At 45.1% G+C, this 16,201-nt stretch carries 12 protein-coding genes and 3 pseudogenes; 11 read left to right on the plus strand and 4 right to left on the minus strand.

The window, feature by feature from the left end:
- The 11 genes and pseudogenes from DWZ45_RS12370 to DWZ45_RS12430 form a co-directional block, all read left to right on the plus strand.
- Window positions 1–415 (plus strand): helix-turn-helix transcriptional regulator (locus DWZ45_RS12370; protein WP_147353113.1); only part of this gene is annotated, 415 nt, incomplete at its 5' end.
- Between the two features lie 13 nt (window positions 416–428).
- Window positions 429–1,166 (plus strand): 23S rRNA (adenine(2058)-N(6))-methyltransferase Erm(B), encoded by a 738-nt coding sequence (gene erm(B) / locus DWZ45_RS12375; RefSeq protein ID WP_002292226.1) that lies wholly within the window; start codon window positions 429–431, stop codon window positions 1,164–1,166.
- Window positions 1,167–1,364: pseudogene (locus tag DWZ45_RS12380) on the plus strand (antitoxin); the annotation flags it as partial.
- Between the two features lies 1 nt (window position 1,365).
- A pseudogene (locus DWZ45_RS12385) lies at window positions 1,366–1,514 on the plus strand (zeta toxin family protein); the annotation flags it as partial.
- A 60-nt stretch (window positions 1,515–1,574) separates the two neighbouring features.
- Complete coding sequence (locus DWZ45_RS12390) at window positions 1,575–2,120, plus strand: AAA family ATPase (RefSeq protein WP_002304402.1); 546 nt, start codon at window positions 1,575–1,577, stop codon at window positions 2,118–2,120.
- A gap of 286 nt (window positions 2,121–2,406) precedes the next feature.
- Window positions 2,407–2,710 (plus strand): annotated as a pseudogene (locus DWZ45_RS14840) (toxin zeta); the annotation flags it as partial.
- 503 nt (window positions 2,711–3,213) lie between these two features.
- Window positions 3,214–4,083, plus strand: a complete 870-nt coding sequence (locus DWZ45_RS12410; protein ID WP_002578944.1) for a hypothetical protein — start codon at window positions 3,214–3,216, stop codon at window positions 4,081–4,083.
- A 19-nt stretch (window positions 4,084–4,102) separates the two neighbouring features.
- Window positions 4,103–5,143 (plus strand): hypothetical protein, encoded by a 1,041-nt coding sequence (locus DWZ45_RS12415; protein WP_002304399.1) that lies wholly within the window; start codon window positions 4,103–4,105, stop codon window positions 5,141–5,143.
- A 9-nt stretch (window positions 5,144–5,152) separates the two neighbouring features.
- Complete coding sequence (locus DWZ45_RS12420) at window positions 5,153–5,407, plus strand: hypothetical protein (protein WP_002588965.1); 255 nt, start codon at window positions 5,153–5,155, stop codon at window positions 5,405–5,407.
- A gap of 16 nt (window positions 5,408–5,423) precedes the next feature.
- The gene (locus DWZ45_RS12425; RefSeq protein ID WP_002304397.1) at window positions 5,424–5,687 is read left to right on the plus strand and encodes a DUF1292 domain-containing protein; all 264 of its coding nucleotides are present in this window, start codon (window positions 5,424–5,426) and stop codon (window positions 5,685–5,687) included.
- Between the two features lie 49 nt (window positions 5,688–5,736).
- On the plus strand, window positions 5,737–6,606 hold the full coding sequence (locus DWZ45_RS12430; protein WP_002588966.1) for a zinc metalloprotease HtpX: 870 nt from the start codon (window positions 5,737–5,739) through the stop codon (window positions 6,604–6,606).
- Window positions 6,607–6,884: 278 nt separating this feature from the next.
- Here DWZ45_RS12430 and DWZ45_RS12435 read toward each other — a convergent pair whose 3' ends face one another.
- From DWZ45_RS12435 to DWZ45_RS12450, 4 genes are all read right to left on the minus strand, one after another.
- Complete coding sequence (locus tag DWZ45_RS12435) at window positions 6,885–8,297, minus strand: relaxase/mobilization nuclease domain-containing protein (protein WP_002578945.1); 1,413 nt, start codon at window positions 8,295–8,297, stop codon at window positions 6,885–6,887.
- Window positions 8,298–8,359: 62 nt separating this feature from the next.
- Window positions 8,360–8,644 (minus strand): hypothetical protein, encoded by a 285-nt coding sequence (locus tag DWZ45_RS12440; RefSeq protein WP_002578946.1) that lies wholly within the window; start codon window positions 8,642–8,644, stop codon window positions 8,360–8,362.
- Window positions 8,645–8,760: 116 nt separating this feature from the next.
- Window positions 8,761–9,093 carry a plasmid mobilization relaxosome protein MobC gene (gene mobC, locus DWZ45_RS12445; RefSeq protein WP_002578947.1) on the minus strand — a complete coding sequence of 111 codons (333 nt, stop codon included), beginning with the start codon at window positions 9,091–9,093 and terminating at the stop codon, window positions 8,761–8,763.
- A complete protein-coding gene (locus tag DWZ45_RS12450) occupies window positions 9,093–16,136 on the minus strand; it encodes an LPD11 domain-containing protein (protein ID WP_227612560.1) in 7,044 nt (2,347 codons plus the stop codon). The genes mobC and DWZ45_RS12450 overlap by 1 nt, the downstream gene beginning before the upstream one ends.
- Window positions 16,137–16,201: the final 65 nt, after the last annotated feature.

Genomic DNA, 16,201 nt, shown 5'->3' on the forward strand with positions numbered 1-16,201 from the left:
TTCGTGGAGTAATGTACTCTACGAAAGAGTATACCCAGGAGGAGATTTATTGATTCAATTTGTAGGGCGAGATGCTTATAAGCAGTTTTGGAATTTTAGTAAAGATGAGAAAGAGAACTTGGCCACTCAATTGGCGATTGAGTTACCCGCACTCAGAGGAAAAGTTGGTGCATCACAAGAAGAAATTGCTTCGGCTGTTGGTATTTCACGACAAACTTATAGTGCCTACGAAAATCGGACACACCCAATTCCATGGAGTTTATATCTAGCACTATTGTTTTATTTTGATTACATTCCAAGTACACATTATATGATTCGCCAGCTTGAATTATTCCCAAATGAATTAGACGAATGTTGGTTAGCTGGTAGAGTTTTTATTGAGGAAGAAAAATTAGCGAATATTCACAGCAAATAAAAAGGGATATTACATGAACAAAAATATAAAATATTCTCAAAACTTTTTAACGAGTGAAAAAGTACTCAACCAAATAATAAAACAATTGAATTTAAAAGAAACCGATACCGTTTACGAAATTGGAACAGGTAAAGGGCATTTAACGACGAAACTGGCTAAAATAAGTAAACAGGTAACGTCTATTGAATTAGACAGTCATCTATTCAACTTATCGTCAGAAAAATTAAAACTGAATACTCGTGTCACTTTAATTCACCAAGATATTCTACAGTTTCAATTCCCTAACAAACAGAGGTATAAAATTGTTGGGAGTATTCCTTACCATTTAAGCACACAAATTATTAAAAAAGTGGTTTTTGAAAGCCATGCGTCTGACATCTATCTGATTGTTGAAGAAGGATTCTACAAGCGTACCTTGGATATTCACCGAACACTAGGGTTGCTCTTGCACACTCAAGTCTCGATTCAGCAATTGCTTAAGCTGCCAGCGGAATGCTTTCATCCTAAACCAAAAGTAAACAGTGTCTTAATAAAACTTACCCGCCATACCACAGATGTTCCAGATAAATATTGGAAGCTATATACGTACTTTGTTTCAAAATGGGTCAATCGAGAATATCGTCAACTGTTTACTAAAAATCAGTTTCATCAAGCAATGAAACACGCCAAAGTAAACAATTTAAGTACCGTTACTTATGAGCAAGTATTGTCTATTTTTAATAGTTATCTATTATTTAACGGGAGGAAATAATTAAACTATGTTTTGAACCATGAATTAAATAAAAATGACTCTCAATTATTGGAAGTCAATTTATTAAACCAATTAAAGCTTGCAAAACGTGTAAATCTTTTTGATTATTCTTTAGAAGAATTACAAGCCGTTCATGAGTATTGGCGGTCAATGAATCGTTACTCAAAACAAGTTTTGAATAAAGAGAAAGTGGCTTAATATGGCAAATATAGTCAATTTTACTGACAAACAGTTTGAGAATCGCTTAAATGATAATTTAGAAGAATTGGTTCAAGTAAAAAAGCGGTTGAATCGCCAACCGCTTTTTTACTTGGTGGGCAATCAGGGTCAGGGAAAACCAGTTTGCGAAGAAGATGATTGAGCAGGCAGGAACAAAGTGATAAATTCAAATTGTGAGGGAAAATACAGATGAATCAAGGAAGAATTATTGTGATTACAGGCTCACCGGGGACAGGAAAAACAACAACTGCGTCAATTGTCGCAAAGGAATCAGATATGGATAAATCAGTGCATATGCACACCGATGACTTTTTTCATTACTTAAGCAAAGGCGCAATACCACCACATTTGCCAGAATCCAACAAGCAAAATCTGGTTGTCATTGAAGCCTTTTTAGAAGCTGCAAAGCGATATGCTCGTGGCGGATATGATGTAATTGTAGATGGGATTGTCGGGCCATGGTTTTTGGAGCCATGGAAAGCTCTTGCCCAAGAAGATTACGAGGTACACTATATTGTATTAAGAGCGAGTAAAAAAGAAACTATGAAGCGAGCTGTGGAACGCTCAAAATTAGATAGAAAAACAAATATTGAATTAGTGGAAACAATGTGGGAGCAATTTTCCGGTTTGGGGATATATGAATCAAATGTCATAGACACAACTACATTCACAATTAAAGATACGGTTTCCGCAATAAAAGAAAGAGTTGCATGTGGGACGTCTTTACTATCTTAGACATTCCCATTTGTCAGGAAGATAGCAAAGCCAGCCGAGCCAGTCAACGGTCAAGATGAACGGCGCATTTCATGCGCCGCCGTTGACAGTCACGCCCGTCTTTGCTAAAAAGTAATCAAGGCGGGAAAGCCCTAAAATGGCTTCCCGCCCATTTCAATTTTTAGAAAAGAAACGCTCCAAAATCAGAAAGAGAGCGTCCAAGCACTTTGAGGGATTGGCCGCCTTGTCCACCCATTCAGCGGGACAACGGGCGGAGGTCAAGGCCGGGTGTAAACCCGTTCATTTCAGCTTAGAAACCCTTCATAAAACGGGCTTATTTAGCGATATAAGGCTTTATAATAGAGAAGGAGTGAAACTTCTATTCAAGTTTAGAAACGCCTTCCATTAGTCCGAAAGAGACCTTAGAAAGAGAATTAAATCGTAAAGTATCAGGGAAAGAAATTCAACCGACTTTGGAGAGAATAGAGCAAAAAATGGTTCAAAATCAACACCAAGAAACCCCTGAATTTAAAGCAATTCAACAAAAATTGGAAAGCTTGCAGCTACCTACACCACCAATACCCAAAACACCTAAACTTCCAGGACTTTAAACCTTAAAAAAGGAAAAGAGTAGTTACCAAAAAACGGTAACTACTCTTTTTTTATAAAAACCTTTCCTCATGTTTGAAAAGCTGATCGAGAAATAAAGCACACAACGGTATTCTTTCTTTTTTCAGTTGGTACATTTTGCAGTCTGTAACGTGTCATTTACTGTTTGTTACCTTAACATATCCAGTCGAAAACACAAGGGTATATAAACGAGCAAGCTCGCCCTTGTGTTTTCTTTGTGTCTATGTTGCGTTCTCGTCACAGCAAACGACACGAACACACTGGCGAAAATGAACCAACAAAACGAAAAAAGAAAGGAGCGTATACTTCACAGACGGTGTTAAGGATACTTACCAGATGAAACCGTACATTGCACCGACCGCTGCTGAGTTGGAACAATTTCTTTCCTCTCTAAATTAAATCTTGCCGAAGCAGTGATGTGTCAGACTTTCCTGACACATCGCCGCTTTGCACTTCACAAAATCCGCTGCCAGGAGGTGATGAAATGAGTATGGTAAATGCTGACTCCGTTCAGCTATTCGCAATGCTGAAAAAAATGCAGGATTCCATTTCCTCCATCGAAACTACCAAAAAATCTGTAAAGATGAAATATGAACAGTTAGGTGCTGGATGGCAAGATAAAAAATACAACGAGTTGGGCGTGGTTGTAAGAGACTGCAACAAGGCTCTCAATGACATATTGGTAATTATGCTTCAAGCAGAAAAATATGTGGCTTTACTCGCCAAGAGCCTTAGTGAATACGAAAGTGTTCAACTAGGATCTACAAATGGAATATCTGCAAGCACACCTCAGACCAGTAGTTTTGCTGTTACACCATCAAGTGCAGATACAACCACCTTTGAGTCAAATACCTTTGGTTCTAATCTTGCATTTGTTCAAGACAGACTATCAGCTGAACGATATTTTTCCCGTGGAAATCACTATGAAGAATATCGAGATTATTGGGAGAACGGGAACTATACCTTTTCTCGAAATGAAAATCCAGAACTCGTATACGTTAGAGCAAGGGATATTGAAGGAGTTTATCTCAGTGACCGAGAACTTGGGAACCCGGAAGGATTTTGGACACGGAATGGTCGAGAGGGATGGTCGAGAGAAAACATTCTAAGGCGAGCTTCGCACATCCAAGATGTTCGTCAAAATACTGAGTCAGGAATGTCTTTGGATGAGCTTTCACAAAACCCAGTGTTAGATGATACCATTCGTAGCTATTACAATAATCCTGTCCAGGTTGCGCAGGTAGGTTCTTATTATGTATTTCAGAGTGATGGGCGACATCGAACACTTGCAGCTCAATCGCTTGATACATATATCCCGGTTTTAGTAACAGGTAGCTACACTCGAAATGATTAACAAATGAGGAGGTGAGTGTTTGAGCAACGTAAATGCTGATGCAACTCAATTACTGACAATACTGAAAAATATGCGGACCTCCATTTCTTCTATCGAAACTACAAGAAGTTCTGTGAAGATGAAATATCAGCAATTGGGAATTGGATGGAATGACAAGAAGTACGATGAGCTGGGAACTATCGTAAAAGATTGCAACAAAGCCCTGAATGATATTTTACAGATTATGCTTCAGGCCGAAAAATACGTTGCTTCACTTGCCAAAAGTGTACAAGAATATGATAATGTTAATTTGGACACTCCTTCTGCACGAAATTCTTTCCTCCAGGGTCTGCAAACACCTAATGTTGGTAATTCGTCTTATCAGTATTGCCTTGGCGTGCTAACCCAAGGTAGCACACCAGACGGATATATCGCTGTTATATCACAACGCCATGAAAATGCAGAGCAGAATGTCAGAGAAGTGTTTGACCATTTCGCTGGTAAACTGATGATACAAGATTCTGAATATCCACCGGATCAGACAGCACATTACTCACCGGGAAATTATATAGGGCATTCACGAGGAGTCTACTACAATGCAGCTTCTGATATGACAAATCCAAGAGGTGCAGGAACAACTTATTTCCACGAGCTTGCTCACATGATCGACCATGCTTCGTGCAACTATCGGAGCAATCTATCCAATACTCCAGAATTTGCTGAGGCACTGGTTGAGGACGGACAAAGAATCCTGAGCTTATATAACAATCTTCCAGTGGAAAAGCAAACTGCTTTTCTGACCCGTATTAGGCAGGATTCAGCTCACTCCTTCTCGGACTTAATTGATGCGACAACAAATGGTCAATTGCACGGAAATTATGGTCACTCAAGGAACTATTGGACGAGACCGGGCAATCTACAAGCAGAAGCCTTTGCCCACTTTTTTGAAGCGTCTATGGGAGACCAAGGCAAATTAGAGCTATTAGCAAATTTCTTTCCTACAGCGTTTGGTATTTTTTCTTCAATGATTGATTCTATTAGACCAGATAATCATGTTAGGGTCTTGAGCAGAGAAAGGTAGGTGCATACAATGGACAAAAACAAGAGCGTTGCAGATTTTATGAATAGCTTCCTTAATACACCTGAACCGAAAATTGATAATGAGTATTATGAAATCGAAGAACAGTATTTTCGGCAATTCGGTCATGGTGTCCCAAGGGAAATGTTGCCTGATAGCATTTCAACGGAACAAATTAAACAAGCCATGAAAAAATGCATTCTTTCCAAAAAGGATAATCTCTTTGAACTATTAGGCATCATTATCAACGATAATTATTTATATTAAGAAAAGGAACGACGACATGGATGAAGACAACATTATAACTTTGAATGATGAGAATGGGAACGAAGTTGAATTTGAATTTCTTGACTTAATACCGTATCGCCAGAACGAATATGTTGTCCTGCTTCCTATTGGAGATTCGGATGGGCAAGTTGTTATTTTGCAGCTGAAAGAAATTGACGATGAAACAGAAGAATATGTTGGTGTTGAAAACGAATTTGTGTTAGAGACTGTCTTTGCTCTGTTCAAAGAGCGAAACAAAGATTTCTTTACATTTGAGTAATTAAACAATGCAAGCTCAAACCAACAACACGATAAAAGGGGGGTGCATTATGGATATTTGGCATCGTGTAGGCAGAATTGTTCGCTTCTCAAACTTAGGAACTCTTCTGTTCTTTACTCTTAATATTCTGCTGATTGTTGCTGTGTTCGGTTCGTCAGGAAGCATTGTTGAACTGATTTGTATTTACTTTTTCACAGTAGCTATCAGCTTATCCCCATTAGGCGAAATGTGCCTGGCTGCCTTCGCAGGAGCAAGCGATATAAAAAGAGTAGATATAAAACTTCGAGTTGTCCCGCTGGTTCAATATGTTTTAGATAAAGCAAAAGAGAACACATCATACTGTCCTAAAAAAGTGAAAGTGAAGATTATCCATGATCCTGCTCCAAATGCATTTGCTCTAGGTAGGCAAACACTATGCATAACTGACGGATTGCTTTTACTCTCCGATGATATGATACTTGGAATTCTCGCCCATGAGATCGGACATCTCTCATACGGACATACTGTTATCCAATTATTGATTGGCGGGGGCAATATATTTATATCCGGGTGCCTCCTGTTAATCAAAATATCCTACTGGATTTTTTCTGCAATCATGGGGCTGTTCGCAATATGCTCTCGTAGTGGTGTAATGGGTATAATTACCGCAGTTTTCGCAGGAATATCAACAGCACTTTCTTGGTTATGGGTAAAGTTCTGTATGCTTTTTCTGATGTGGTCTATGAGACAAAATGAGTATCTGGCTGATGAATTTGCTTATAAAATTGGTTTTGGTCTTGAATTAGCGACGGTATTAGACCAACATATCTCAGATGTTCCGCATGATGGTTTTCTCAGTGCAATATACTCAACTCATCCATGCAACGATGATAGGGTTGCAGCATTGCAAAATTTAGGTGTACCCTATTCTCGATACTAAATTCATAATCTCACAAATTGGCAAGCAGTGTAAACCTGTACAGGTTCACTCATTTTCTCGATTTTCCCTTCGGTGCAATCTTCGCAAATTTGCTTGTTGGGGAAGCATCCCCAATCCCCTTTGAACATCATCTGCCGATGATGGCTACACGATTTTCAATCGTTTCTCAAAGAACAGTAGAATAAAAATTTGCCCATGGTTGAAAGCACCGAAATCGAAAAGCAAAAAAGCAGCCACGATCCGCACCCTTTGGGGAGTGCAGACCGTGGCTTTTTGCTTTAACGGAAGTTCTTCTTTTCCTCTTTCTCTTTCTCTTTTTCCTGCTCTTTCTGCCTGTCGATATTCAAAATCGTTTCAACCGTCCGTTTGGCAATCAGCAGTTCTTCTTTCTCTTTTCTGATCTGACGGTACTCAGCGTAGTCCTGCTTTTTCTGGACTGCCAGCTGATGAAACTCCTCATACAATGATTGCATGGACGGGAGCTTTGTAATCTGCAATTCATCAAAGGCTTGCTTCGCCGCTTTATGAATTGTGATTTCCTGACGGTGTTCTTCAAAGAATTTTTTGCTATATCCAGACTTGCGGTACTCGATATAAATTTGCCTTGTGTTGCGATAATTTTTGATGTGCTGCTGCAACGCCTGAACCTCAACCATACGTTTCTCTGCGACCTTGATAGAATCAGAAAGCGCATCGAACCGGGCAGACAGATTTTCAATATGAGCAGTCAGATCGTCGTAGTTGCCCAAGCCTTTTTCTTTCAGTAGGATTACCGTTCGGGCAGCTTCTTTTCGGTTGAACTTCTTCGCCCACTTTTCATAACCGACCGTCTTGCCCTCGGCCATCTTTGCCTGAATATCAATCAGCATCTGGAACTGCTTCGGGGCAGGAGCCTTGGCAGAGCCGCCTTTTGATTTGTGCAGGTTCTTGCCGGAGATAACCGCTTGAATTTCCTCTTTGCTATATCCTTCGCCCAGGGAACGCAGCCGAATGAAACGCTTCTGATTCTCGCCCTTGAACGCAGGCTGCTTTCCATCCTTGAACTCAAATCCCATGTCAGCCAGAGCCTGAACAAAGCCATCAAAGCTCTTTGGTTTCTGCTTCAGCACCGCATCAATCGCATCACATAATTCGTCACGCTGGGTACGCTTCTTGGGATAAACAGTTCTTTTCTGGCGCTCCCGATACGGCTTCGGTGTAATAATGGACAGCCCGTGTTCCAGGCAAACCATATCACTGAGTCTTTGCACCGCCAGACCGGAAAGAAAGAAGTTTTTGAATTTCCGTGTGGCATCCAGCGAGGTCGAATTATAAATGATATGATTGTGAATGTGGGATTTGTCGATGTGGGTCGCAACGATGAAAGCGTGTTTTCCCTTTGTCCATCGCATCGCTGTTTCATAGCCGACTTGGTTCGCTTCTTCCGGGGTGATTTCTCCCGGCTTAAAGGACTGGCGTATCTGGTATGCGATGATATTGTTCTTCTGCTGTCTGCCGGTAATATGCTGATACTGCCGTTTGGAAAGCAGAAATTCCTCATCTGCTGTCTTTGGATCACACTCATAGGAACTGATAAATTCGCCATCATTGGTTTTTGCGGCATTTTGTGAGTAGTCGGTTCTGTCTGCCAAACATTGAGCGACCGTCTTTCCCTTATTCACATGGAGTGCAATCAATCTTGTCGCTGCCATTCCCATCACTTCCTTCCCAAAAAGAAAAAGCCACCGGTCGGTGACTTTTCTCTGATATTATCTTATGACCTGATAAATGCTCCCAGACTTTCTCCAATATTCTCGACTTTCATAACAGCCCAGACGAGCAAGAACACCGCTGCTATTGTCGCAATTCCAAGAACCACAAGAATAAGCAGGGACTGCCACAAAGCCTTTACAATGCAGTAAATCGCAGATCCGCCAATGACCAAGAGCAATAAACCAATTACATAGGACACAACATTTGTAAGCAGATTTCCAAGAATGCAAATCACTTTTACAACGAACAGCACCGGCAGTGCCAATATCTTCAATACCAGCTTCATAGGCTCAACCCCTTTCTTTTAATTATATTGTACAAGGGTATCTGCCATAACGCAATGATGTCAACCCTTATGTAAAAGCCGCAGCCGAAACTGCGACTTCCCAACAAGTTGTCGGATTACTGGATTGAGGACAGGCGAACAAGAACTTCTCTCATGTCCGTCCAGATCTCCTCCAGCCGTTTTTGCAAATCCTCAATGTCAGCACGATAGATGCTGCCTGTTTCGTTCGCTCGCTTTGCGTACTGGTTCAGGTTGTTGGAGCAGATTCGCAGGAGCGAAACCAGGGCTTTCACATCCTGCAAATCCAGTCTGATACAGTAACCATCCAGAGCCATTTTCCGCAGATAGGCTCCCATGCTGCGGATGCCAAGCTCGTCCATCTTCTCATGGATTCGCTCGACCTCCTCCTTGGATGCAAGGAAATGAACATCCTGATCTCGCTTTGCCATTACAACACCTCCTCACGGGTTTCAGAGTATTTTGCAGGCGGGATATGCTCCGCTTTGGATTTCAGATCAGCCAACACAGAAGGACGCTCTGACTCGCTTCTTTCGTCACGATTTTCCACAGAGTCCTCCATATTCAGGGCTGCATCCAGTTCTGCCAGTCGCTGACTTTTGGCTGTCAGCTCTGCTTCCTGCGGGAACGGTTTTCCAACCTCCGCCTTGGCTGCTTCCTGCTGATTGTAGAGATTATTCAACTGCTCATTGGCTCGTTCTAAGCGCTCAAGGATGCCTGCAAGGGCATTGTCCAGTCGGGTGATATTTCCTCGTGCGTCCGTTCCAAGGGCTACTCTGTGGCTCACAGCGCCCTTCAGGGTCACATCGAACTCGTTCCGGAAACTGTCAAACGAAAGCTCCATCTGAAAGCCACGGTAACTGCCAAGAGGAACCGGATCGGCACTTTTCGTGTCCTTACAAGCCGCAAGGAGGATTTCACCGGCATCTGCCTTTTCGGTGTAGGCTTTGCCCATGATTTCCATGCCGCAAAAGCCATCGGCAATCTGCGGGTGTGCTTCCACGGTTTTAATATCAGCTTCAAAGCCATGAATATAGCCTGTCTGCTTTTCAATCTCAGCCGGGAAGTATTTCAGAAGCTTATCTTCCATACGGTACTGCTGGCTCTGGTGGTCAGCTTTCAGCACCTTCAGCCTTGCCACATCAATGTCCAAGTCCATCTTTTCCTTGATAAGCGGATTGCCGGCACACAGCGCCTTGATCTCCGCATAGGACAGCGCCTGCTCATCCACATCGTCACAGGAGCGAACCGGTGATTTGGAGGTCATAATCTGAGAAATAAACTTCTGCTTGTTTTCCAAGGTCTGATACAGGTAGGCATCGAAGGTTCCCTCGGTCACATACTGATACACCTGAACCTCTTTGTTCCGGTTGCCCTGACGGATGATACGACCGTTTCTCTGGGTCATATCAGACGGACGCCAACCCACATCCAAGTGGTGAACTGCCACCAATTTGTCCTGGACGTTGGTTCCTGCACCCATCTTTTGCGTACTGCCAAGAAGCACTCGCACCTGCCCGGTACGAACCTTGGCAAAGAGGTCTTTTTTCTTTGCCTCGGTATCTGCATCATGGATAAAGGCAACTTCTTCCGCAGGCACACCGTTTGCAATCAGCTTGGTTTTGACATCATCATAGACATTGAAGGTTCCATCATTTTTCGGTGTGCTAAGGTCGCAGAACACCAACTGGGTCAATTTGTCAGCCTGACCGTCCTGCCAGATACGCAGGATATTTCCCACGCAGGCATTGAGCTTGCTGTCAGGGTCATCGGGTAACAGGGTGTTCATTAGCCGCTGATCCAGTCCCAATTTTCGTCCGTCGCTGGTAATCTTGAGCATATTATCGACGGACGGGTCTACAATACCGGCATGAACATCTGCTGCTCTCTCTGAAAGGGAAGCCACCATATCCTTCTGGTACTCAGAGGGCTGAACCACAACCGTTTCAAACTTTGCTTCGGGAACAGGGAGATGCAACTGGTCAGAGGTCTTGATGTCGGCAACCTCCTTGAACATATTCATCAGTTCAGGCAGGTTGAAGAACTTCGCAAATCGGGTTCTGGCACGATAGCCGGTTCCCTCCGGTGCAAGCTCAATCGCAGTTGTTGTTTCTCCGAAGGTCGATGCCCAGGAATCAAAATGGGTCAGGTTCTTTTGCTGGAGCGTACTGTACTGGAGATAGCGCATGACCGTATAAAGCTCGGTCATCGAGTTACTTACTGGAGTACCGGTTGCAAAGATCACACCACGCCCGCCGGTCAGCTCATCCATATAGCGGCACTTCATAAACATATCCGAAGATTTCTGGGCTTCGGAGGTGGACAGACCTGCCACATTTCGCATTTTTGTGTAGAGGAACAAATTCTTGAACGCATGGCTTTCGTCCACAAACAGCCGGTCTACACCCAACTGCTCAAAGGTAATGACATCATCTTTCTTGTCAGCGGCAAGGAGCTTGTCCAGTCTGGCTTCCAATGATTTTCGTGTTTTCTCCATCTGCTTGATCGTGAAGTTTTCGCCACGCTGCCATTTCAGCTCCGCAATCGCACCCTCGATCTCATCAATCTGCTCCCGCAGCTGCCGTTCCTGTCGTTCGGCAGAAAGCGGGATTTTTTCAAACTGGCTGTGACCGATGATGACTGCATCATAGTCACCCGTTGCGATACGAGCGCAGAACTTCTTACGGTTTGCTGTTTCAAAATCCTTCTTGGTGGCAACAAGGAGCTTGGCACTCGGATAGAGGTGCAGGAACTCGTTTGCCCACTGTAAGGTCAAGTGATTCGGCACAACGAACAGGGATTTCTGGCTCAATCCAAGCCGTTTACTCTCCATAGCCGATGCAGCCATCTCGAAGGTCTTGCCCGCACCAACTTCGTGTGCAAGCAGCGTATTTCCACCATATAGCACATGAGCGATAGCATTTCTCTGGTGTTCACGGAGGGTAATATCCGGGTTCATGCCGCCGAAACGGATATGAGAGCCATCATACTCACGAGGTCTGGTGGAGTTAAAAAGTTCGTTGTACTTGGTGGAAAGGGTTTCTCGTCTGTGCGGATCTCTCCAAATCCAATCTCGGAACGCATCCTTGATTGCCTGCTGTTTCTGCTGTGCCAGGGTAGTTTCTTTTTTATTGAGGACACGCTTCTGCTTACCATCTGCATCTTCAATCGTATCATAGATACGAATATCCTTCAGATTCAGCGTTTCCTCCAGAATCCGATATGCGTTGGCTCGCTCTGTACCGTAGGTGACATACGCCGCCACATCGTTGTAGTTGGGAGAACTCTTACCGTTGATGCGCCACTCTGCGGTCAGCTCGGAGAACTTGACCTCAATGGAACGGCGCAAGTAATACGGCGTTTCAAAGGTTTCCTCCATGAACTGCTGAATATAATCGGCATCAATCCATGTTGCACCCAAACGCACATCAATCTCGGACGCATCCAAGTCCTTCGGCTGTGCTTTCTGCAAGGCTTCCACATTGATGTGGAAGGAAGAATCCCTGTCTGCCGCCATCTGTGCGACACGCAGCTTGCTTCTTACATCACCGGAAAGGTAATCATCGGCAGTCTGCCATCCAACTTCCACAGCATCGGGAGCCATCGGGTCTTTGAAGATCACCCCTCGAAGCTCTGCCTGAATCGCATCGTATTCTCCAGGTGTTCCAAGCAGCTGTGCCATAAACGGCAAATCCACCTTGCCACGCTCACCGATAGAGATTGCCAGAGCTTCGGACGGCGTATCCACGCTCGTCACTCTGCGTTCCGGCTTGATGGTTCGCTTGGTGAACATATCCGCCTTGCTTTTCAGATTGCCGTCCTCATCCACATTTTCCAGAGAACACAGGAGATAGTAGGAGGAATCGTCAGCAAATGCCTGACCATTGGCTCGATTATTGATAAGCCCGTTCTTTGCGGCAAACGCATCGTAGGCATCATTCAGTTCTGCCTGTTTCTGAGTAATCATTTCATCCGGGTAATCCTCAAGCTGATATTCGATCAGCTCGTTGACGATACCACGAAGTTCCACCATGCCCATCACACGGTCTTTTGCTTTCTCATTCAGGTCTACACGGCGCATCAGGGAGTTTTCACGGAAGTACACATTGCCATCCACCACGGTATAAGAGAAATTCTTTACATCCGGGGTTGCAGGAATGGTTTCGATTTCCTTACCCTTGTCAGCTTCGGGAAGCTCCACAGCCTGATAGGTTCCTTGGATGTGGGAAACTGCTTCTTTCAGAAGTTCGGACAGTTCCATGCCCTCAATGGGACGCACTGTAATGTCCATGCCGTAGGCGGTACTTTCTTCCACCGTATCGCCCAGAACCATTTCAGGATGAGCGACAAAGTAGCTGTTCATGGTGTGTCCTTCTTCGGTGCGGTCAAGGTTTACCCATTCCGGTACAATGTCAATCGGATGGTCACGCTTTTGCAGGAACAGGATGTCGGACACGACTTCCGTGCCTGCGTTTTTCTTAAAGGCATCGTTTGGCAGACGGATTGCACCAAGCAGTTCCGCCCTCTGCGCCATATATCGCCTTGCGTCAGAGTTCTTGGAATCCATGGTGTAACGGCTTGTCACAAAAGCGACCACACCACCGGGACGAACCTGATCCAAAGCCTTGGCAAAGAAATAGTTGTGAATGGAGAATCCCAGCTTGTCATACGGCTTGTCGGACACTTTGTAGTTGCCGAAAGGGACATTACCCACAGCCAGATCGTAAAAGTCTCGGCGGTCTGTCGTTTCAAAACCGGCTACTTTGATTTCTGCGTTGGGATAGAGCTTCTGAGCAATTCTGCCGGTGATGGAATCCAGTTCCACACCATACAAACGGCTGCTCTGCATTTCAGGAGGGAGCATACCAAAGAAGTTGCCGATACCCATAGCAGGCTCCAGAATATTTCCTGTTTCAAAGCCCATCTGTCCGACCGCATCGTAGATGGAGCGAATGACCGTAGGGCTGGTGTAATGTGCGTTCAGGGTGGAAGCTCTTGCCGCAGCATATTCATCTTCGGAAAGCAGGTTTTTCAGTGTCTGATACTCCTTCGCCCAATTTCCCTTGTCCGGGTCAAAGGCATCTGCCAGACCGCCCCAACCGACATAATTCGACAAAATCTCCTGTTCTTCGGTAGTGGCGTTCCTGTTCTCGCTTTCCAGTTTGAACAGAGTTTCAATGGCTGCGATGTTTCTTGCGAATTTCTGCTTCGGTCCACCTTCACCGATGTTGTCATCCGTGATGTGGAAGTTCACCGCAGGAACAGGTGGGATTTCTCTGGTGGTGATGGACTGCTCAAGCTGAGCGATAATGTCCATGACTTCGGCATTCTGCCATCCGTCCACCTGGGCATAATCCTGAATGATGGTGTCCTTTCCATCTACGCACTGTACGAAGTCCAGACTACCCGGCAGATCTCTGGTATTCATTGCACCCAGGGCTTTTCTCTGCGTGTCAGGAAGTGCATAGTAGGCTCGCAGGGCATCATCAAAGGAACTGTATTCCTTGATGTCCAGCGCACCCCGCTTCTGAATGTCCTCGGCAACATAAAAATGATCGATGAAGTGTTCCGGTTCCTGCTGTTCGGGTTCCGCACTGGCTCTGACCTGTGCGTGTGCCTTTTCGTCAGGGTAGTCCCCATAGATACGGATGCACTTATGCTCCTGCTGATCGTAAACGGCAGCACCATCGTACTTGAATCCGTCATCCTCCATGGTTCCGTCCACATAGCCCTGGGCAGCTTTTTCCGCTTCTTCCAGAGTGTAGTAGTCCAGTTTATCATCGAAGCCGTTTTCAAAGTGATGGTAGGCGGCAACCAGATAGCGGGGAGCCATGCGCTCCTCGTAGCTGTTAATCATCTCAGGTGTCAGCCATTCTGGTTTGTCGGGAATCATTTCATACAGCTCACGCATCTTGGCAATCTGTGCATGGCGGTTGCCTGCCCACAGATGCTTTTCGCTGTGCTGTCCTGCACCAAGGAAGTATTCGCAGTCCATACGCAGACGGTCTAACAGCTGATACTCAGGGGTGTAGTCCCTCGGTTCGGTTTTGCCCAGAAAATCCTCTGTAACGGGCTTTTCTTCGGTTTGGGCATCAACCCTTACCGCATGGTTTCTTTCGTCCTGAGAGAGCATACGCTCGAAATTCTCACGATTCTCGGCACGGAAGATGGGATAAGCAAGCGTAGGGTCACGCAGCTGAACTTCTCTGTCCGTGATCTGCTCCACACGGAAAGCTGTATCGTCCAGATATACCGTGTCACCGACCTGATAATTCCATTTCGGTTCCTCGGAAGCAGATGCTTCCACAACTTCGGCAGGCTCTGCCACAGGCGCTTCTGGCTGAACCGACTCCATCGCAGCTACGGACTGACGAACTTCCTCCAAATAGTCATTGGCAAGCCATTCGTCCGTGAAGTATTCCGTAACGCCTTCCGGGTCTACATAGTAGTCATCGGTCTGATTATCCCAGATCGCATACTCGCCATCCTCGGTATCAATCACTGCGAAACGGTCATAAACATCTTCCAACGGATCAGTTTTAGCTTCTTCGATAGCCTGTCGTTCCGCTTCTTCCTCCGGGCTGAGGTAGCGTCCCTTTCGTATCAGACCGTCGATTCTCTGCACCACCTGCGCCCAGGACATCTGCAATTTATCGCAACCGCTCTTGGTGTAAGCAACACCCTTGGCATCGTGATCCTGACCGCTGTGCGTTGCACCAGAGCAGGCATGGGAATGACCACCGGTTCCGTATTCATGCTTCAGGAAGTCCATCTTTTCCTTGGCAGAATGATTCTCCTGCCAGTAGTTATAAATACGGGCTTTACCACCGGAAAAGCCGCTTCCACGGGTCAAGTCTGCATTGACTTCATCATCCGTAATGAACTGGCGGACAAGGGGCATCTGCATCATATCGGTCTGATACTCACGCAAAGGCATATTCAACTCATACAGCTGTTTCTGAATGAGATTCAGCTTGTGATAGTGAAAACGAAGCAGATCGGGATTTTCCGCAAGGGTTTTTCTAAATTCCGAATACTGCTGTACCAAGGTTGCGTGGAAACGAGGGTCATCCAACTTTTCAGCCAAGTCTGCGGTTTCGTCAGGGAAACCACGAAACGGTTCCTGATGAAGAATTGCCAGATAGTTGCTGGAACGGGCTTCTTCACTCAAATCGTGATAAAGATGCCACAGGGATTCTGCCAACTTCTGACGCTCATATCCGGATGCTTCTACCAGTTCCACATTAGTTGCGAACCGACCATTTTCAAGCAGTTCTCCAATGCGCTCGGCAACCGTTTCCCAAGAAACGATCTGCGCTCTGGGGCTGTCAATGGCAGAGGAACCTTTGGCAAGGTGGATACCGTCCTCGGCATACCACGCACAGATATTCCCGCTATCTTCTTTCAGACCATAGCCGCCGTGATAGACCTGCTTTAAGGTCTGAACGATTTCTTCCAACGGCTTCTGCTTCATATATTCCAGCGCTACGACTTTTCGGGCTTCATCGGTATTGCTACCAAGCAGAAGGAAGTGGTCGA

This window comes from Clostridium sp. AF32-7AC, assembly GCF_003477925.1.
Taxonomy (GTDB): Bacteria; Bacillota; Clostridia; order Lachnospirales; family Lachnospiraceae; genus Otoolea; species Otoolea fessa.